This is a genomic window from Pontiella sulfatireligans, from assembly GCF_900890705.1.
GTDB classification, from domain to species: domain Bacteria; phylum Verrucomicrobiota; class Kiritimatiellia; order Kiritimatiellales; family Pontiellaceae; genus Pontiella; species Pontiella sulfatireligans.
The window spans coordinates 1,066,461-1,087,004 of sequence record NZ_CAAHFH010000001.1 but is presented as its reverse complement, the minus strand read 5'-3'; the positions used below and the strand labels follow the sequence as shown (position 1 = coordinate 1,087,004).

The following is a 20,544-nucleotide window of genomic DNA, read 5'->3' as shown; positions in this document are numbered from 1 at the left end:
CTATGAAGATCACTTTATTAAACCGAATTATTCCCGCACTGTTTTCCGCCGATTCATTCACCTATGCGACAAAACCCAACATCGTTTTGACTGTCGTCGTGGCTGTACTGTTCTCAGGGTGTTCATCGACAAGGGTTGAGGTAATTGATTCCGGACAGCAGTATACGTTGAAGAACAACAATGACATGAAAGTTCGATTAGCCTGCTACGGCGCGCGCATCACATCCCTTAAAGTCCCGGATCGCAATGGAAATATTGCTGATGTCGTACTTGGATACGATGACGTTGAACTCTACAAGACCGCAGTGAAGAAACCCTATTTCGGCTGCGTCCTGGGCCGTAATGCCGGCCGTATCGCCCGGGGACGTTTCTCTCTCGATGGGGTCGAGCACCAACTGGCGTGCAATAACGGGCCAAACCACAACCATGGCGGCATTATCGGGTTTGATAAGATGGAGTGGCAGGCCGAGCCTTTTAAGAACGGTGTTTGTTTCAGCCGATGTTCGCCAGATGGAGAAGAAGGCTATCCCGGCAATCTGAATGTTGCGGTCACCTATACGCTCACGGATGACAACGTGCTGATAATCGACTATCGCGCCACGACCGATGAGGCCACGCCGGTCAACCTTTCTAATCATTCCTATTTCAATCTGGCCGGCGAAGGGGCGAATACGGTTCTTGATCACGAACTGTCAATCCATGCCGATGCCATGACGCCGATCGATGAAACGTCTATTCCAACCGGTGCGGTTGTTCCCGTTTCAGGAACACCGTTCGACTTCCGACAGGGGAAGCCTGTGGGGCGTGACATTAATCAGGATAACGAGCAACTTAAATTCGGCAACGGCTATGACCACTGCTTTGTGCTGAATAAAGATGTGGAGGTAGCGGCCACGCTCTACGATCCGTCCAGTGGCCGATTGATGGAGGTGCTGACTCAAGAGCCGGGCATTCAACTCTACACGGCTAACTTTCTCAATGGCACCCTAATCGGGAAATCCGGCCGGCCGTATCTTCGTCGTAGCGCCTTATGCCTAGAAACCCAGCACTTCCCCGACAGCCCCAACAAACCGCAATTTCCCGTTACGATTGTACGTCCAGGGAAAGATTATCAATCCCGAACCATTTACCGGTTTTCAATTCGTTAGTTTACAAAAGGAGCCGTTATGAAAAAATACGGTTATTACCGCATTTATTCTTGGAGCAGTTGCATGTACGGCTTTATCCGATGAGGCCAAACATTATTTTGATCTATGGAGATGATATCGGCTAAGGCGACTTTCATGTCAGCCCGAGCCCTTCGTAAAGTCTCCAGAACCAAAAAACACCCCTGAGACCTATCCAAGATAATAACGCGCCAGAAAGCGCCGATAAGGCCGACGGCCGGCAGCTTGGCGCCACTATTTTGCTTTCATCCGACGACATGGGGAAACCGATGCCGTTCAAGGCGCCGTCTTTTGCGATTCCATATCATGGGGATGATAAACACTCAAAACACGGGCACTCTGACCGCAGCATCATCCCGTTCCAGGAAGGATTCTGGTGGGTCGAGGTCGGCAGCGACTTCGATATCGTCGGCGACTTCGACACCATCCGCCACAAGTTGATGGGCTATGCCTACGGCGTATGGGACTACGCGAAGAATTCCGGCCAATATCCTGAAACGGAGAACTTTGCCCTGAACTGGGTTGGATCTGTTCCCGGTCGCCGCGAATCGCGGCGCTTTATCGGGGATCATATTCTGTCCGAGACGGACTTGCTGGAGCACAAGCACTTCGACGATGCAGTGGCCTTCGGCGGCTGGCCGCTGGATGAACACAACCCGGGCGGCATCGAAAATCTGGATGATCCTCCGAGTTTCTGGCATTCCCATTTCGACAAGGTGTATGAGATCCCGTACCGCTCTTTGTTTTCAAAGGATGTTTCCAACCTGCTTTTCGCCGGCCGCAATGTGAGCGTAACGCATGTGGCGCTCTCTTCGACCCGCGTGATGGCCACCTGTTCCACGATGGGGCAGGCCGTTGGAACCGCTGCCGCGCTCTGCGTACAAAAGGGAATTACTCCCCGTGAGCTGGGCGAAAAACATATTGCCGAGCTGCAGGAACAGCTCATGCTGGATGATGCATACATTCCAAATCGACCAGCCTGCGATTCCAATGACCTCGCGAAAACGGCGAATCGGATTCATGCGTCATCGACTTCGTCCGGCGATGTGAATCTCCTCGTCGACGGCGTCCCGCGCGATGAACACGGAGAAATCCATCACTGGGCATCCGATGGCCTTTCAGCTGAAGTCGCCTTTGAGTGGGACGCGCCGGTGCCGCTTTCAAGCGTCATGGTCAAGTGCGACACCAACGTGAACAAAAACATCATGATGCTAAAGACGCCGCGCGAGACGGAGTCGTATACCAGCACGGTTCCGAAAGAGATGCTCAAGGCGATCGAGCTCGAAGCCTGCGTGAATGGCGAGTGGATCAAGCTCGGCGAGCTCGATAACAACAGGACCCGCCTGATCAAGTTCCGGTTTGAAAAAGTGGAAGCCTCCGCAGTGCGAATCCGGTTGAAGGAAACCTACGGGGCAGCAAACGCAAAGTTGTTCGAAGTCCGTTGCTATGAATCCTGACATGGTCTGGGTGGGTCAATTCCTTCGATACGAGCGGAACGGGATTCGGTCGCGTTGGCGCAATGGAGCGGCATGTTTCGCCTAGCGACGGTAAATAAACTGGAAAGGACTTTGCGCGATGTGGTAGTAATCGTGCAGAATTAAAAGCAGATCAGTAGCAACATTCAGGGGCCCTTGTCTAATGCAAATCGCTGGCTACATGGTAATCGTTCTCGACATCATCGGCATCGTGGGTGCCGGCATGGTGTTTGCCGGAAAGATGAAACGATTCAAGGATATGTTCGGCGCAGGCAACCAGCCGCCGTGGCGGGGCTCCCGCCTCGCTATCTTCGCGCTGCTTGGCTTATGCATGAGCAGCAGCGTTGGAGCGCAGGTTGTTCAATTCGAGTTTGACGAAGCAGAGGGCTTCGCAGACGGGAACATCAACAACCATCCTCGTTGGATAAGCTACTTGGAAGCGAACGCCGTAGATACGAGCGGAACGGGATGCCTCGTGTTGGATTCTGATACACGCTGGGTAAACTCCATCTGCGTGATTGGATTGTCGCCAGTCGATAGCCGGCTAACCACGTCCGCCGATTTGGTTTTCACTGAATCGGTTGCCTTCGGGCGTGGAGACCTCTTTAGTTTAATTGCCAAACACTCGGTTCATACAAGCCTGCCGGATATGCGTGTGGCTCTGAGGCGGCTGGATGATTTCTATCTGTTTTTCTTCAAATCCATGGACGGGACGCAGAGCTTTTCGCCGGGGGTCTCAAAATCAGCATTGGGCCTTGATGGAACGCTCAACGACACCAGCGATGAGCTCTCGCTAACCATGACTCTTCTGCGAGGGGAAGACCAGGCCGACTGGACCGTGTGCACAACCCTCTCCAACATGACCCAATTCACTGAAGTACTGAATCATACCAATACCAGTGTGGTGTCGTCTGCTGAGTTCTTTGATGCCTCGCACCTGTTTTTCGGAATGAGTTCATCGATGGAAGAGGTATACCACGGCACAACCAAGCGTACGGTTGAGCGTTTTTCGATGGAGAGACGTGGGATCAATGCGACCGCTGCTGGGGAGGGCGCAGGATACCGGGCTAGCAAGTCTGGCCTCCCTGATCAAGGCAGCGAAGGGAACAAGGTTAAAACCACAAGAAGCACGGCCAGCACGAGTGTTGTGTGGACGAATACCCTGATTTCCGGTGCATGGGACAATGAACTAGACGCAAAGACCTCGGCGGCAACCTCGAACCTGGTAAGCCAACAGGTGATTGAGTGGCCCGCTGAGAAGGAGATTGCATTCTTTGACATTCCCCGGACGCTGAACGAACTTTATGTTTTGGCAGATGGACTTCGGGCGGAGCAGAACACGCTGCCGGTTCTTAATGACACGCTGCAGTATGAGGCCTATGGGTATCATGGGGGCTATCTCCCCGCGTTGGAGGAGCTGCCGGACGAGCCGCGCTGGACACTGGATTTCTCGTTTAATTCAAATATTGCATTATCCAGGATTATTCTTGTTCCTGCGCTAGACCGCCGGTTTGGGCGCCCGAGCAGCTATGGCTTCCCGCTCCGTTTTCGTGTGCTGATGGTTGCGGCCGATGGAAGCATGAATGTTGTCAAAGAGTGGATGGATGCCGATTGCCCCGATCCCGGGCGTTTCCCGCTGATCATTGATGTCCCCCCGCCGAGGAGCCATATCGTTCGGATCGAGGTCTTTCGTGGATTTAAAGACGAAGGCCGGGAGCTGTTTGCCCTCGATGAACTGTTCGGTGTTATGGGTGCCGCCGACCATCCATGCCTCAGCATGACGGCCAGTTCGGAATATGAATCGCTTCCCTATTGGGGAAAACAGTTCCTGATTGACCGGAAAACCAGTCTGGGTTTGCCTCTTGATGTGAAATCGCAGGACGCGATAAACCCGATGGAGGGGGACTTTGCAGTTTCATTCGACGCTCCACCCACGAATCATTGTGTCGTGGAACTGGATATGGGGAAGAACCGAAAGCTCGGATGGGTATCGTTGTTTCCGGCCCAGTCTTCGGAAGGAATCATGATCCCCGGCTTCGGGTTCCCCGAAAACCTTGCGATGGACATCGTGAGGGAAACGCCGGACGGCAAACGCGGCCGGGTTTTCCGCAACCCGGTGGAATGGGAAGAGATGCATCCGGGCAACAATGTGGCGCGTTTGTCCGGGGTTGACTTAAGCGGGAGATGGATTCGGATTCAGGCAGACAACCTTCCATTGCATAATGGAAAACCGACCTTTGCCATCGGCGAAATACATGTTTACCGGAAAGAAACGACGTATCCAATCGACCAGATTCATCTGGAGGGGTTTCCGCCTGGGGCGGACGCCAAGACCGAGCTAATGAAAGATGGCATGGCCGGAGGACAACCCATTCTGTTTCTGTTGGATTGGCTTCACAAAATAGAACGGCGGCATCAACTGTCACGTTCATTGCTTGAGTTCGCCTCGTTGGAGGATGCCCTGCGAACGCGCTGGAAGAGGTCTTGGCAAATCACTGGTTTTAGCGCTCTCCTATTGCTGGCCATGGTTGCCGTATTAAGCGCTATTACCGCAATTGTCCAACGGCGGCGCTACGCGAAACGGCTTCGTTTCCAAATTAGTTCTGATCTGCATGATGATGTGGGTGCATTGCTTGGATGTTCGATGCTGGCCGGAAAAAAACTGGAGCGCCGGGTGACGGATGACAAAACACTGCATGAGGTTCGGCGAATCCTCAATTCCACGACGAAGGCAACGCACGCGTTAAGGGATGTTGTTTGGATCAGCAACGACGAGCAGGACACGTTGCGCCATCTGGTGGCCAAGTTGAGGGAAACGGCAGAAGTGTATTCCGAGTATTATCAACTCCAGTTTTCCGACGGCAACCTGTCCACCCTGACGGACTATCCATTGAGTCTCGCCAGCAAGCGCGACACGTTCCTCTTCGTCAAGGAGGCGCTGAACAATATCCACAAGCATGCGCAAGCCCAAAAGGTTGAGCTCTCGCTGTCTCAGACGGGGGGGCGGATGCGGATCTCCATTAAAGATGACGGCATAGGTTTTAATTTGAATGCAACCGATCTGGAAGATACAGTTGGCTTTGGCCTTCGAAGCATGGAAAAACGCGCCAAGCATTTAGGCGGCCGGTTAACGATCCACTCCGCTCCCGGATCGGGAACCGAAGTGGTATTGGCGTTCCCCATCAGGAAGGCGAGACGTGTTAAACTATCAGGAGACAGCCATGGATAAAGCTCGTATGCCCCGTTTCGCTGAACCGATCAAAGTTTGGGTCGTTGAGGATTTGGAAGATTATCGAGAGGATCTGGTCTCCTCTTTTGAGGAGCTTGACGACATCAACTGCACGGGGAGCTTCGGCAGCTTCGAGGCGGCTGAAAAGGCGGTTCACCTAAGCACCTATGAACAATGGCCTGACGTAGTGCTGATGGATATCCAGCTGCCGGGGATAAACGGAGTCGAGGCCATCCCCGTTCTTCAAAAGCTCATCCCCAGCGCGGATGTGGTGATCTTGACTTCCTTCGGCGACAAACGCCGCATCTTCGATGCCATATGTGCCGGCGCGTCCGGCTACCTCTTGAAAACCGATGGGATCGATGAAATCGTCAAAGGATTGCATGAGGTGCATTCGGGAGGTTCGCCGCTGAACAGCAGTGTGGCCTCGATTGTCCTAAATATGTTTTCGCATTTGAAAAAAGAGTCCACGGACCATGACCTGAACGAGGTGGAACTCGAAGTCCTGAAGCAGCTGGCCGAAGGATTTCAAAAGAAAGAGATCGCCGCATCCCTTGACTTGGAAGCCCACCAGGTGAACTACCATGTACGCAACATCTACAAGAAGCTGCATACCAATTCCCTGAGCGGAGCCGTCGCCAAGGCCATTCGCAAAGGTTTGATCTAGCCACATCCCCGTTGCCCCGGATAAATTCTTAATGCTTTAGCGTGCATTGCATTGCATGCCAATATCCTTGTTGTTTCCTGCTGGAATCCGGTGTGTCTCTTTTGACACTTTTCGGTCTCCATAGTGACAGTAGACCCATGGTCAGACCCTTGCTATCTTCCTACCGTGTTCAAATGGTTGTGGACGCTATGCAGGTTGGAGGAGGTGCCTACCTGCCTGAGGATGGGGAGACAATGATTGAAGCAACTATAAAACCGATGTCTGCTATTTGCGCATTGTGCGCGTTGGCGACAACTGTTTTTTCCGCTGAAGCACCGCGCCCGAACATACTCGTCGTCATGTGCGACGATTTGGGCTACGCCGATGTCGGTTTCAACGGGTCGACGGACATACGTACGCCTAGGATGGATATGCTGGCAAAGGATGGAACAGTATTCACCTCCGCCTACGTTGCACATCCCTTTTGCGGGCCGAGCCGCATGGGGCTCATGTCCGGCCGCTATCCCCATGCATTCGGCGGCGCGTACAACCTTCCAAACCATGGGCAGGGAATTGAAGAATACAACAACGAAGGAGTTCCCGTTGCCGAAACACTGATCGGCACGGTTCTTCAGAACGCCGGATACTACACCGGAGCCATCGGAAAATGGCATATGGGTTTCACCCAGCCGTACCATCCCAACAACCGTGGCTTTGAAGAGTTTTTTGGCTTTCTCGGCGGCGGCCACAACTATTTTCCGGACCAGTACCAGCCAGCTTATGAGCGTCAGGTTCAGTTCGGAAACAAGCATATCAACGAATACATTTTGCCTTTGGAATATAACGGGAAAAACGTCAACGAGACCGAATACATGACGGATGCTTTCACGCGGGAAGCGTGCCGCTTTGTGAAAGTAGCCTCGGCCAAGGAGAAGCCGTTTTTCCTCTACCTGTCCTACAACGCTCCGCACACCCCGCTTGAGGCGCTGGAAGACGATTTAGTGCTCTACGAGGATATCGAGGACCCGAAGCGCCGGACCTATGCCGCCATGGTTCACGCGGTGGATCGCGGAGTTGGGCAGTTGGTTGAAACGCTGAAAAGCACCGAACAATTCGATAATACCTTGATCGTCTTCCTGAGCGATAACGGAGGGAAAACCGCTGCGGGGGCAAACAACTATCCTCTTCGGAACGGGAAGGGCAGCGCCTATGAAGGCGGCTATCGCGTTCCTATGTTCTTCCATTGGCCTCAACAGGTGCCTGCAGGGCAGAAGTTTGATTTCCCGGTTTCGGCGCTGGATTTCTATCCCACCTTTGCGGGGCTTTGCGGCGCGGCGATTCCCGATGGAAAGATTCTGAACGGCAAGGATATCTGGGCCGCCTTCAAAGATGGGCAGAACCCGCGCCAGGGAGAAATGGTTTTTGCCCTGCGTTATCGAGGGGGCTACAGCGAAGTCGGCGCAAGGCGGGACGACTGGAAAGCTACGCGCGGCGAAGCAAGCACATGGCAGCTGTTCAATATCAAAGACGATGCGGGCGAAGCGCACGATTTGAGCGCCCAGTATCCTGAACGCCTTGAGGAGATGGTTGCGGCCGCCAAAAAATGGAGTCTTACCCATGCGGAGCCGCGCTGGTTCCATGAGGAAAGAGCGCGGGAAATCTGGGACGAAACCCGCATGCCGGCCACTGCTGCGACTTTCGGCATGGATTCGATTGCATTCAAGCCCGCCGACATCAAACCGGTGGCTTTGGAGCAAAAAACAACCCCGCTATCCAATGGAGATATCACTAAAGCCCAGTTTCTTGAGAACGAAAAAAGGCGGTGTGAAGTTAAGGGATGGAAATGGAATTCGGGCAAAGTGGAAACAATGTTCAACGAAATCGATGCCAACCAGGACGGCATCGCATCCGGTCGTGAGAAGAAAATCTACTGGGCAAACTACAAAGCACAATAAGAGAGGGATGAAATGAAAACATATATGCTAGCAGCGGCTCTTCTGGCCGCACTTGGTGTTCAAGCCGATACTTTAGTCAATTGGGGCGCGGCAGACACTGGCGCGGACATGTTTGCCGCTTCGGCGAATCATAATCCCAAGCCAGGTACTGTTTATGCAGCAGGCAATGTATATGGAGATGAGACTGTTCATAGCGTATCATCGGTAGCGCCGGTCGAGTCGCAGACCTATAATGCTGCGGCGTATGCGACTGTAGCCATCACCATATCCAAGGATATCCATGATGATGTCGGCTCCGGCGCCGCTGACGGCGGAGACTCTGTTTTCATCCAGGCTCCAAGTTCTACCTTCTTGCAAGCCATGGTCGTCTGGGAAAACTTCGTAAGCACCAATACGACACTCACCAGCATTGCCATGGGGGGTAGATATGTAGGCAGCAGCGGCGCCTTCAGATACCTGATCGAGAAAGACAATGGAGGATCTACTTCATGGTATGTAAGTGATCCAGCCCTCACGCTGGCACTCTCCTACGCTTCTGCCTCCTCAACGGATCCAGCCTCGTTGACCTGGTACGCCTTTACTCCGGTGAATAACGACGGCGGCGTCATCGGTTCTGTTGCAACGCCGGGCATGAATGATATCACCTCGGTCGGCGTCTATGCCGACATCGCCAAAACCACCGCAGGGAACACCGGGTTTAAGCTTAACTATTTCAATGCAACATCGGGTACAAGCGGGCCGCCTGTCAACCAGCCGCCATCGTTTGCCAACGATCCTTTCAACAAGCCTAATGCTGATATCGATGTAGGCTACACCAACTCGATCGCAGGCGATGCCTCCGATCCGGAATCCGATCCGATGGAATTCTTGAAAACCGATGGTCCCGACTGGCTTACGGTTGATGTCGACGGAACCATCATCGGAACCCCGGCTTCGAACAACGTAGGCGTCAATGCCTTCACAGTTCAGGTTTCTGCAACGGGTGGCGTGGACACGGCCGTGATGAATGTTACCGTAAACGCTCCGCCGGCGCCTCCTACAGGCTGGGAAGAATTTGTCAGTGACTACGACCTTAGCGGCGACAAGTTTGACGATGCGGACAGCGATGGGGTGTTCGATATCTATGAGTATGCCCATGGCGGAAACCCGACCAATCCTGCCGACAAGGGGGTTGCTCCTGTTGTTGAATATGGAACAGACGATGTGGCCAGCTTTATCTGCGTGGAAACCGCCAATACCAATTCGGGCATCACCTATACCGCAGAATGGATTGACAACCTCACAACGAATAACTGGAGCCAAATTTGGGATGCCACCAACGTGACGGCGGCAACGCTTCCAGGATACAACGAAGTGGAACGCCAACTCAACGGCACGGGCCAATCTAAATTGTTCTTCCGCAACCGCCTGTTCCCGGCTGCCCCCACGCCCTCCGGTGAACGACCGAATATTCTGATCATTATGTGCGACGACCTTGGTTATTCCGACGTCGGATATAATAGAGACTATAGCATCGCTCGTTGGGGTCAAATAACGCCTGCTCCAGCACATGCGATCAACACCCCCGAAATCGATTCGCTGGCGGCCAACGGCATGATCTTTGCCCAGGCCTACGTGCCGCATCCGTTCTGCGGACCGAGCCGCGTGGGAATCATGTCGGGGCGCTATCCGCACCACATCGGCGCTTTGGAAAACCTGCCGTACGAAACGGCAAACCGGCCGAGTCTAGTAACACAGACCACCTGGGGCTACGAACCCGCAAATGAGATCGGGGGAATTCTCACCAATGAAACCACCATGGCCACGGTGCTGCAGGATGCCGGCTATCATACGGGCATGATCGGGAAGTGGCATATGGGAGTCGCCGACTTTGCCCATCCGAACAACCGCGGATTCGACTATTGGTTTGGAATGCTCGGCGGCGGACACAACTATTATGCGCCATGGCTGTCGAAATATGATCCTTCCGTGGTCAACGACTACCAATTCTGGCTCACGCGCCAGGCGGCAGAAACCAATATTTTGTCGGGATATTTGACCGACATACTTTCGGTCGATGCCGTGGACTTCATTGAGCAGGCGCCTTCCGATGAGCCGTTCTTCCTCTTCCTGTCCTACACGGCGCCGCATTCTCCGATGCAGGGTAAAAGCGAGGATTTGATCGCCCGGTTCGGCGGGAGCGGCGCCTATGGCGCCTATTCGGATCGACAGAACCTGGTGGCCATGATGGATGCGGTTGACCGCGGCGTTGGCGACGTGGTCGCCGCGTTGACGGCCAAAGGGGTTATGGACGATACGCTGATTGTCTTCCTGAGCGATAATGGCGGAAGGGAAGTGGAAGACGATGCCGATAACAATCCGCTGAAGGGGGGTAAAGGGGATACGTATGATGGTGGAGTGCGCGTGCCGATGTTCATGCACTACCCGAATGCGATCCCTGCAGGAGAGGTTTATGATTATCCGATGAGTGCCTATGACTTCTTCCCGACCTTTGCCCGGTTGGCCGAAACGACGATTCCGGAAGGAAAGACCCTCGCCGGCAAAGACATTTGGGATGGCATCGTAACCAACGGGAATGCCCATGTCGATGATACCATAATCTGGGCTCGCTACCTCAGCAACGGGTACTCGCTTGGACTCCGCAAAAACGACATTAAAGCCACCCGCAAGAACTTCGGCGTGTGGTCGGTGTACGACCTGTCCACGGATGTTGGCGAGGCGAGCAATATTATCACCGATCCAGCCGCCTCCGCCGAGCTTGATGCGATGCTTCTCGTTGCGCAGGAGTGGGGCACACACGGCCTAGACCCGCTCTGGTTCAACTCGGAGATCAGCTATACCAATTGGAACGTGAACGGCATGCCGAAATATGACCAGAGCTTCAGCCGGTAAACCAATGCGGAGCGCATGAAGATGAAATCTTTCAGCAAACCGAAAAACGGACACAGAATTTTTACAGACGTCGAGGCTGTAAATTCGGAGGAACGCATCCGGCCGGTCATGGCCGGTGTTCCGCTGGCGGGAGCATCTCCATAACCCCGGAAGGGTATTTGGGCAAATGGAAGAGTCAGGGAAGTAAAAAGGAAGAAAAACAACTAGGAGAGGAATAGATGAGAATGAAAACGCAGTTCATAATTGGTGCGATAGCCGCCGTGGTTTTGGTGGCTGGACAAGCACAGGCGGCCTTTACCGATTTTACGGCGGCCGAAGGGTATACGAACGGAAATCTTCACGGTCAGGTAGATTGGAGCACGGCCTGGCCGAGCAACTATCCGAATGGGTTCGTTGTCGACACAAACGCAGCAGGATACAACGGTGCCTTGGGGGTTTGCACCGTGTATTCCAACTGGGCCTACTGGGGCGAAAGCGAAGTGGCGGATACCCGCGGCGACACGCTGGTTGCTAAAGCGGTATTCAAGTACGAAGCTCTCGGTGCAACTCCGGCAAACAACGGCATATTGTTTACCTTGAAGTTTTTGGGCTCAGGCGGGAATGACAATATCAGGTGCTCGCTTCGCCGCTCGAAGGGACCTGTGCAAAGCCTGACCTTCCAGCTGGCCTCAACGGGTGATAACGCTCAATCAGCCACTGCCTTTGAGGGGCATCTTGAAAAATATACGGGGGTCGTCAACTATATCGGAGAAAGTGACTGGCTTGAATATACCGCCCAACTGATGCGCGGAATCAATAAGAACGACTGGAAACTCGAGTTGGTAGTTAAAAATCTGGCGACGGATGAGGTCTGCATTGCCGGTCGCTGGACGTTCAAGTCATCCCTTAATTTCTACAATGCACCCGACTATGTCGGCATGATGGAAGGGACTAATGATGAAACCAAAAACAATATTGCGCCGGGAAGCCGGCAGGTTGACTCGTTCGAGTTCTACTCCTATCACCAGGACATCCTGTATGACGAGGTGTGCGATGGGAACATCGATGGTGCCAAAGGGAACGCCGAGGAAGGGCAGGCGTGGACGGATGACAGCAGCACCTGGTATGGCGATTGGGGCTATATGTCAGGAACACCCTTTGTTCGAGTTGCTCACGATAAATACGGCAAATTCGGTTCTCATCGGAATATAGACAGTGCCGTGAATCAGACCGGTCGCAAATGGATAACCGGACTGGGCCGCGCGCCCCTCGTAGACGAAACGATCCAGTGGAGTGTAAATACCAGAGTGTATGCCACCGGCCATGGGGACGAGCATCCCTTCTTTGACCTGTACCTGACGGCCAATTCTATAAACAACAAGGATCCCGATACAAAAATAGCATATTCCATAAATCAGGTAGAAAGCGTGGATGATCCGAATGAGTATACAAAGATGCTTGGCTGCCGCATTGCCCAGGACGATAACGGGTCCATGGCGGTACTGCTCAAGCCGGCAAACAACTATAGCAATGTGGGCTCGTCAAATAACGTTACGGGTTGGATTCCCCTAGGTGATGTCGGCATCTCCGGTGATGACCTTCAGGGCGATCGCCTTCACGTAGCCTACCGTGCGAAAAAAACAGCGGCACCGACGGTCTGGGATTGCAGTGTGATCATATCCAACATGGATACTGCGGCATCATGGACCTTCACCGAAGACGGGATGACCAATACCCTGCTCTATTATTCGGGCAGTGCCATCTATCCGACTGTGATTGATCCTAAAGGCTTTACCTTGGGCGGCGGCATTGAAATGGATGATCTCATCTGCCGCATCTACTACACAAACGCCTTTGATCTGCCTCCGGGACCATGGGACGACTTTACCGCAGATTATGGCCTGACGGGCGTCAAGACCGATGATGCAGATATGGATGGCGTCGTTGACTGGGGTGAATATGCGTTCGGTGGCAACCCAACCAATGCAGACGATGTCGGTGTGCTGCCATCGTTCGAGGCATCTTCGGGGAACTATATTTTTGCCCTGATTGGCGACAACACGATTAGCTATTCCGTGCTCACCAGGGATGACCTTGTGCTTGGGTTATGGACAACCAACGGCCCCCTTCCGATTACCGCTAATGACAACATTCTTAGCAACTATACCGAAAGTGTCGGTACTGCAACCAACAAGATGTTCATCAAGCTACTGGTTGAATAGGAAGCAAGACAGGGTTGAAAGAGCGCCCCAATCTCCTCCGAGGCGCTCTGGAGACCAAATTAAGAAACACAAACGAACAAAGGAGAAACAAATGAAAAAAATAATAGGAATAATCACAGTAGCGCTCATGGGGACGACTCTGGCTCAGGCAGCGCTGTTCACGGAAGACTTCAATGAAACGGTGGGAACAGCTTTCACTGCTCTGCCGGCAGAGGTTGCGGGAACTAGCTGGAGTGCAGGTTCTGCTCTTCTCGATGGGCGCGTTTCCGCAAATCCAACTACTGGATCCAATGTTGGTGAGCTCAATGGGACCGGCAACGAGAAAACCGAGGCAAACTTTGCTTCCACCGCGGTGAGTACCGCTTTGCAGGTAAACTTTGATCTGTTTATCAATCTCAACACCGTACTTCCGCGTGATCTTGGTGCGCAGCTTGAGTTTACACCGAACGCTACTACCGATATGGAGATTGAGTTCAACCAAGGCGGTAATATCACTCTAGTTGGTGGCAATCTGGCCTTTGCGTCTGGAAGTGGAACGACCCACCTAGGTGATGATGTATGGCAGGATATTACCGTTTCCTATAATAATGTTACGGCCAATTCCTATGAAATGGATCTTACAATGACTGACGGTACTACAACAAGCTATGCTACAATTATTGCTTCCGGCTTGGTAGCTTCCGATATGTCTATCAACCGTTATCGCTTCGGCATGCACGGTGGAAACGACGAGACGATTTTTATAGATGACCTTTCAGTCGTCATTCCGGAGCCGGCAACGCTCGGTCTGGTTGCAGTCTTCGGTGGTGCAGTCATGTTCATCCGCCGCAGATTCATGATCTAGGCCATCTCCTCTCAATACGGAATCTCATGCAGACTGCATGAGATTCCTTTGTTCAGCACATTGGTGAATTAACCTTATTCGCTTTTGGCAGATTGGTTGTGTCTGGTCGTTTCGAAAGCTACCGATTAATTGACGGGAAATACTATGAAAAAACATGCGTTGGTCATGGTGGGGCTCTTGTGTGTTGCCACAGCATCGTCGGATGCCGCGGTCGTTATTGCGGGATCAACCGGAAACGGCGATTTCGAAGCAACCGAACCTGCCGCGTCGGGCGAACAAACCTTTGCGGAGACGCCCTATTGGTACAACGCAAGCGGGGTTGAATCTCTCGGATTTACAACCGATACCGGCACGGGCGGAAGCCCCCAACCGGACTCGCGAGGTTCGCTTCCGACCCTTAATCAGGCCATCAATGCTGCCGGTTATATGGTGGTCTCAACCGGCGAAACGTTCAGCGTTTCTTTGTCCCTGCACGATTGGGGCGGCGGTTATAGCGGTGATGAAACAGCACGGATCAGCCTGTTTACTATTTCGGCCCCTATGAATGACGATTTGACGACATCCAACTTAACGGAAGTGGGCCATATTTCATTCAATATTGACGGCACCTGGATCGACCATCCGTCAACCTCGTTCTATTCGACTACTTCAGCCGATGTGGGCAGGATTATATATCTGGGAATGCGAATGGAGGCCCCGACTTCTTCTCCGAAACCCCGCCTTGATGTGCTGGAATTGACCGTGGATTCCATTGGCGGAAACAATCCTCCAGGTTTCAGTGTTGATCCGATCGCCAAGCCCGATGCCGCCGAGGGCGCTTCCTATACCGGCCAATCGCTGGCCGGTGACGCTTCCGACCCGGAAACCGATCCGATAACCTTCGCAAAAGTATTCGGTCCCGAGTGGCTTCAGGTTGCAACCAATGGAACGCTTTCCGGCACTCCGGGTGCGGCAGACGCGGGAACCAACACCTTCACGGTACTGGTTACCGCTCTGGGAGGTTCCGATGCGGCGACCTTGCAACTTTACGTGGAACCTATTCCGGTCGTCCTCGATGGCTGGGGGGAATTCATTGAAGCATACAGCCTGGCTGGCCGCAAATTTATCGACACCGATGATGACGGCGTACTTGATATATATGAATTTGCCCATGGCGGCGATCCAACCAACCCGGCCGATAAGGGGATTCAACCCTATGTTGAATACAACCAACTCGGCGCAGCTCATTTTAACAGCCTGGAGACAACACATACCAATCCGGGCATTTCCTATACGGCCGAGTGGACCGACAATCTGGCAAACGGCGAATGGAATACGGCATGGGTTTGCTCGAACAGTTCCCCTTCAACTATTCCAGGCTACAACCATGTGGTGCGCACGATCTGCGCATCGACCCGGGATCAGTTATTTGCAAGAAACCGGCTTTTTACATCCCGGCCCAATATCCTCGTTATTATGGCGGATGACCTTGGGTATGCCGACGTGAGCTTCAATGTTTACGCTCAGGGGCGAACCCCTGATATCGTGACGCCTCAGCTGGACAATCTGGCGGCAAACGGCACGGTGTTCACCTCGGCGTATGTGGTGCATCCGTTCTGCGGCCCCAGCCGTATGGGGCTTTTCTCCGGCCGCTACCCGCATGAGTATGGCGGGCCGTTCAATTTGCCGAACTTTAATGGGGGCGACTACACCGACCAGGGAATTCCCGTCAGCGAAACCATGATCAGCACTGTGCTGCAGGATACCGGATATTTCACGGGCATCATGGGCAAATGGCACATGGGGCAGCAGCCGGAACACCACCCCAATGTTCGTGGATTCGACGATTTCTACGGGTTCCTCGGCGGCGGTCATAACTACTTTGGCCCCTATGGGAATGCCACGGATTATAAGTCGTATCCTGAACATAACGGGATTGACGACACAACCCTGACGGCGACGAACTATTTGACCGATGTGCTGACCGATTATGGAGTCCGCTTTCTTGATGAGGCTGTAGAGCGGGAGCAGCCGTTCTTCCTGTTCATGTCGTACAATGCGCCCCACACGCCACTTGAGGCGAAAACGGAGGACATGGCCATGTTCCCGGATATCACTGATTACCAACGCAAAACCTATGCGGGCATGGTCTATGCGATGGACCGCGGGGTGGGTGACCTTGTGGATGCCCTGAAAGCCAACGGCCAATTCGACAACACCCTGATTATTTTCCTCAGTGACAACGGGGGAAGAACCGACCAGGGCGCCAGAAATACCCCGTTGAGGGGAAGAAAGGGCGATACGGTGGAGGGCGGATTCCGCGTTCCCTTCTTCATGCATTGGCCCGACGTGATCCAAGCCGGCGCCATCTATGACCATCCGGTATCCGCGATTGATTTTTATCCGACATTCGCCCGCCTTGGCATGGCAGAGATTCCCGCAGGCAAGGAAATCGATGGAGTCGATGTCTGGGATGCGATCCTCGCCGGCAACAGCGGGCGCGTGGGCAACCCGATCTACACCCTGCGACATAATCCGGGGTATGGAACAACGGGAGAACACAGTGTGGGCATTCGGCAAGATCAATGGAAAGCCGTTAGGTGGACTTCTTTCGGCGCTCCCGTCACTTGGAGACTCTTCAATATCGAGAATGATATTTATGAGAGCAACGATTTAAGCGCCACGTATCCAACGATCCTCAGCAGTTTGGTTTCCGAGGCGGAAATCTGGAGCCAAAGCCATATCCGGCCACTGTGGTTCGATGGCATCGAACAGGAGCAAATGTGGGACGACCGGAGCCTGCCACTCTACGACCAGGTCTTCTCGCTTCCTTAAATCAGAGGCAGAAATCCAAATCAAAACGGTATGGGGAACGAAATGAAAAAGACACTAACGATTCTGTTTGCGCTGGCTATAGCGACCGTTGCATCAGCGGGATCCTATTTCTGGTTTTCCGACGCCGATCTGGGATCCAGCGACCCGGGCTATGACCTCAATACAGAGGCGGGCAAGGGCGCTGTCGGCGGCCGTATGGTAGCGATCTTCAAAGCAACCGAAGCTCGACCTTCCGGCACATGGTACAAGGATCTGGTTATCTACGATGATTTTTCGGTGAGCGCTCCCTTTGCGGGCGACATGAAAGTCTATCAGAGTACTCTTATCGATGATTCCGGTTGGGTCTATTTTGATGAGACCGTATCACTGGATGACGGCAGCAATTACTATACGGTTATCTTTGATGTTCCGACAGGAAGTGTTGTTGCCGGTTCAGAATACATCATCATCGAAAAAGTTACGTTCCTTGCAACGGGAACGGATTATGAGGTGTATTCAGAAAACCAGAACGCCGGCATTCAGTGGAATACCGTTCTGGCCGTTCCGTCAGATAATCCGCCTGAGGTGATCATCACTACTCCGGATGCCAAAGTATTACCTGCAGTTCCAACCTACGATATTTCAGGCACGGCCAATGCCAATGTGGTGGGCAACCTGGTTTGGTCCAATGCTTGGAACGGTGCTTTCGGAACGATTCCAGCGGCTGCGAGCTGGACGATCACAAGTGTGCCGCTGGATGAGGGCGTCAACACAATCGCGGTATCCGGCACAAACTCAACCGGGACGGCCTCGAAGAAGATTGTAGAGATTATTCGTCAGGAAATAAGCACGGCGCCCTGGTTCCAGGGATTCGAAACAAACACGCCCTCCAGCTGGTCGCAGGAGGATACCTGGGCCATCCTTCAGGGAGCGGACCTTGGAGGGATCGACCCCGGTGCCGAAGCGACTCCCGAATCACAAACCGTAAGGTCTCATCTGGCCTCCTGGCAGTCAGCGAATGAGCCGACTGCCGACACCGCGCTGCTGGAGCTGGATGAGATATCCGTTTCCAACCTGACCGGAGCCTTGACCTTGACTGCGCATCTTTCAGCCATATCGCTTGATGAAGAATTCATCGGTTTGCTGAACGGGGATCAAATCAAGTTCTATGTCGCGTTGGATGGTGCGGGATATTCGGCAACGCCGGATATTACGATTGAGGGATTCGGTTCTGCCGACGGTGTAACATGGGGATACAACGCAACCGGCGTGGCCTCCACTACGGCTGGATCACCGATGAGCTTCCAGCCGACCAGTGAAGGGGAACTGGCGGATGGGTTTTCAACGGTACAGATCACTATTCCGGCAGGGACTTCTATGGTCAAGATGAAGGTTGAAGCAGGGATCAACATTGATTATTTCACCAGCTGGAATCTGGATGACATCTCTCTGACTGAAGCGGAAATCCCTCTGGAGATTACCGATATTGCGATAAGCGGCGGCGACGTACACCTCGAGTGGCAGGGCGGCGCGGGGGCCACGCAGGTGGTGGAATACATAACCAGCCTCGAAGACACCGGCGAGACGTGGAAGGTGCTGTACACCGCTCCTCTGAATACGACGAACTTCAGCTATGCAATGCCAACCAACAACGCATTGTTCTACCGGCTGCGAACCGAATAAAAACCAACAGGAGAAAAAGAGAATGAAAAAAATATTGAGCATAGTGTGTGCGCTTTTTGCGCTGGCGACGGTGGTTTCCGCACAGCTGGTTGAGCATGACTGGTACAGTATTGATGATCTTGGGCGTCTCGATGATCCCTATACGCTGGAAAATCTGACCGGAAGGGCAGCACCCGCCAATGCGGTACTCGCGGTATACCGGGCAACCGAAGCCCGCGATAATACAACCACCTGGCACAATGATATTGTTGTTAATAAGGACCTCACCATTGGAGCCGGTACGGGGGATCAACTGCATTTTGTTTTCAATTGTGAAAAGGTAGGAGTTACCTATTTTTACTCTCCAATATTTCTGAATCCCGGCGACAGCTATTATACCGTGGTGTTCAGCAGAAGTTATATTGCAGACATCGCGGCCGGCAGCAGCACCAAATATATTGTCCTTGATAGACAGACCTACCAGGCGAAAACTGGCGGGAATGTAAACTATGAAGTTTTCGAAAAATCCAAGTGCAATGGTATTGCCTGGCAGGATGTCGTGAATGCGACCAATGGGCATGGCGTGGCAGCAGTCACCGATTTTTCATTCGGCACCAATGATGTGAGCCTGGCATGGCATGGCGGGTTCGACAAGACCCGGTATCTGGAATGCACGGATAACCTTGGGACGAATGCACCGACGTGGAGCATTCTGCTGACCAACAATGCCTTGACCTCGGTCTATGGGAACTATTCCACCAACTCGGCTCCAACCAACAGTGCCATGTTCTACCGCGTCAGAACGCTTCCCTAACCGGAGAGGACAAGGTGATCCGAATGAAAAAAACATTCTTAATATTAAGTGTGCTGGCCGTGGCCGCCTCGGTTGCGAATGCCACGATATACTCTTGGTACAGCGATGGCGATCTAGGGGACACCGATCCGGGATTCGACCTCTTTAGTGTATCCGGAAAATCGGCTGAGAGCGGGCATATGGCCGTGCTTTATAAAGCCAGCTCCGCCCGCTCTTCCGGAACATGGTACCAGGACATGGCTTTGTACGACAACTTTTCAACCAGCTATGGGGATATGAAGGTTGCGGAAACAACCATTTTTTCAGACCGAAACTGGCTCTTTTTTGAACAGGACGAGGATCTGGAAGATAGCAGCCATTACTTCACTGTTTTGTTCGATGTGCCCGTAGGAGGAATTTCAGCCGGCAACCAGTTTATCGTGATGGATAAAAAAACCCAGGCCCCGGAAACCGGCAACGAAATACTTTGCTATGATTTTAGCGGGAGTTACAGCGGCATTGTTTGGAACGATGTCCAGGCCGTTCCCGAGCCAGCCACCCTTTCCCTTTTTGGCCTTGGCGGCATGGGTTCATGGCTCCTGCGCAGAAAACGGTAAAGGCGTTTCAAGGGAAAGCAGCATCAGGAATTCGAAATAAGGGCAGGTGTCCTGCAAGGGCTGGATGTCCTCCCGTTGAAGTTCATTGGTTATAATTCCTTCCCGACATATTGTAAGATGCTTTCGAGTACGACGTTCTCCTCGGCGAACTTGTCGATGAGCGGTATTCGAGCACGAGCCTTTCGCTGATCTTCACGGCGAAGGCGGTTTCCTTTTCATCGAGCCTTTTCTGCCGACAGAGCAGCACCTGCCTGAAGTTGCGGATGTAATG

13 protein-coding genes are annotated in these 20,544 nt (G+C 53.1%); all 13 read left to right on the top strand.

Going from position 1 to position 20,544, the window contains the following annotated elements:
• The first annotated feature begins 2 nt into the window (after positions 1-2).
• The 13 genes from SCARR_RS03755 to SCARR_RS03700 all read left to right on the top strand — a co-directional run bounded on the left by SCARR_RS03755 (position 3) and on the right by SCARR_RS03700 (position 20,273).
• A complete protein-coding gene (locus tag SCARR_RS03755; RefSeq protein WP_136060178.1) occupies positions 3-1,148 on the top strand; it encodes an aldose epimerase family protein in 1,146 nt (381 codons plus the stop codon).
• A gap of 257 nt (positions 1,149-1,405) precedes the next feature.
• Positions 1,406-2,623: an FAD-dependent oxidoreductase gene (locus SCARR_RS03750; protein WP_222846168.1), complete on the top strand. Its 1,218-nt coding sequence runs from the start codon at positions 1,406-1,408 to the stop codon at positions 2,621-2,623.
• A gap of 181 nt (positions 2,624-2,804) precedes the next feature.
• Positions 2,805-5,870, top strand: coding sequence for a sensor histidine kinase (locus SCARR_RS03745; RefSeq protein ID WP_136060177.1), 3,066 nt, complete (start codon positions 2,805-2,807; stop codon positions 5,868-5,870).
• The gene (locus tag SCARR_RS03740; RefSeq protein WP_136060176.1) at positions 5,863-6,537 is read left to right on the top strand and encodes a response regulator transcription factor; all 675 of its coding nucleotides are present in this window, start codon (positions 5,863-5,865) and stop codon (positions 6,535-6,537) included. The genes SCARR_RS03745 and SCARR_RS03740 overlap by 8 nt, the downstream gene beginning before the upstream one ends.
• Before the next feature lie 233 nt (positions 6,538-6,770).
• Entirely contained in the window at positions 6,771-8,471 is a 1,701-nt protein-coding gene (locus SCARR_RS03735) for a sulfatase-like hydrolase/transferase (RefSeq protein ID WP_136060175.1), read from the top strand.
• Positions 8,472-8,483: 12 nt separating this feature from the next.
• Positions 8,484-11,363: a sulfatase-like hydrolase/transferase gene (locus SCARR_RS03730; RefSeq protein ID WP_136060174.1), complete on the top strand. Its 2,880-nt coding sequence runs from the start codon at positions 8,484-8,486 to the stop codon at positions 11,361-11,363.
• 15 nt (positions 11,364-11,378) lie between these two features.
• Positions 11,379-11,507 (top strand): hypothetical protein, encoded by a 129-nt coding sequence (locus SCARR_RS29030; RefSeq protein WP_281281109.1) that lies wholly within the window; start codon positions 11,379-11,381, stop codon positions 11,505-11,507.
• Between the two features lie 74 nt (positions 11,508-11,581).
• Positions 11,582-13,564: a hypothetical protein gene (locus SCARR_RS03725; RefSeq protein ID WP_136060173.1), complete on the top strand. Its 1,983-nt coding sequence runs from the start codon at positions 11,582-11,584 to the stop codon at positions 13,562-13,564.
• Positions 13,565-13,655: 91 nt separating this feature from the next.
• Positions 13,656-14,408, top strand: coding sequence for a hypothetical protein (locus SCARR_RS03720; protein WP_136060172.1), 753 nt, complete (start codon positions 13,656-13,658; stop codon positions 14,406-14,408).
• A gap of 144 nt (positions 14,409-14,552) precedes the next feature.
• A complete protein-coding gene (locus tag SCARR_RS03715) occupies positions 14,553-17,222 on the top strand; it encodes a sulfatase-like hydrolase/transferase (protein ID WP_222846167.1) in 2,670 nt (889 codons plus the stop codon).
• 42 nt (positions 17,223-17,264) lie between these two features.
• Entirely contained in the window at positions 17,265-18,884 is a 1,620-nt protein-coding gene (locus SCARR_RS03710) for a hypothetical protein (protein ID WP_136060171.1), read from the top strand.
• Between the two features lie 22 nt (positions 18,885-18,906).
• Positions 18,907-19,677, top strand: a complete 771-nt coding sequence (locus SCARR_RS03705; RefSeq protein ID WP_136060170.1) for a hypothetical protein — start codon at positions 18,907-18,909, stop codon at positions 19,675-19,677.
• A gap of 23 nt (positions 19,678-19,700) precedes the next feature.
• The gene (locus SCARR_RS03700; protein ID WP_136060169.1) at positions 19,701-20,273 is read left to right on the top strand and encodes a PEP-CTERM sorting domain-containing protein; all 573 of its coding nucleotides are present in this window, start codon (positions 19,701-19,703) and stop codon (positions 20,271-20,273) included.
• Positions 20,274-20,544: the final 271 nt, after the last annotated feature.

What these genes read in the sequence shown, in the direction of transcription:
- SCARR_RS03755 (WP_136060178.1), top strand. Translation starts at nt 3, where the DNA reads ATGAAGATCACTTTATTAAACCGAATTATTCCCGCACTGTTTTCCGCC.
- SCARR_RS03745 (WP_136060177.1), top strand. Translation starts at nt 2,805, where the DNA reads ATGCAAATCGCTGGCTACATGGTAATCGTTCTCGACATCATCGGCATC.
- SCARR_RS03740 (WP_136060176.1), top strand. Translation starts at nt 5,863, where the DNA reads ATGGATAAAGCTCGTATGCCCCGTTTCGCTGAACCGATCAAAGTTTGG.
- SCARR_RS03735 (WP_136060175.1), top strand. Translation starts at nt 6,771, where the DNA reads ATGATTGAAGCAACTATAAAACCGATGTCTGCTATTTGCGCATTGTGC.
- SCARR_RS03730 (WP_136060174.1), top strand. Translation starts at nt 8,484, where the DNA reads ATGAAAACATATATGCTAGCAGCGGCTCTTCTGGCCGCACTTGGTGTT.
- SCARR_RS29030 (WP_281281109.1), top strand. Translation starts at nt 11,379, where the DNA reads ATGAAGATGAAATCTTTCAGCAAACCGAAAAACGGACACAGAATTTTT.
- SCARR_RS03725 (WP_136060173.1), top strand. Translation starts at nt 11,582, where the DNA reads ATGAGAATGAAAACGCAGTTCATAATTGGTGCGATAGCCGCCGTGGTT.
- SCARR_RS03720 (WP_136060172.1), top strand. Translation starts at nt 13,656, where the DNA reads ATGAAAAAAATAATAGGAATAATCACAGTAGCGCTCATGGGGACGACT.
- SCARR_RS03715 (WP_222846167.1), top strand. Translation starts at nt 14,553, where the DNA reads ATGAAAAAACATGCGTTGGTCATGGTGGGGCTCTTGTGTGTTGCCACA.
- SCARR_RS03710 (WP_136060171.1), top strand. Translation starts at nt 17,265, where the DNA reads ATGAAAAAGACACTAACGATTCTGTTTGCGCTGGCTATAGCGACCGTT.
- SCARR_RS03705 (WP_136060170.1), top strand. Translation starts at nt 18,907, where the DNA reads ATGAAAAAAATATTGAGCATAGTGTGTGCGCTTTTTGCGCTGGCGACG.
- SCARR_RS03700 (WP_136060169.1), top strand. Translation starts at nt 19,701, where the DNA reads ATGAAAAAAACATTCTTAATATTAAGTGTGCTGGCCGTGGCCGCCTCG.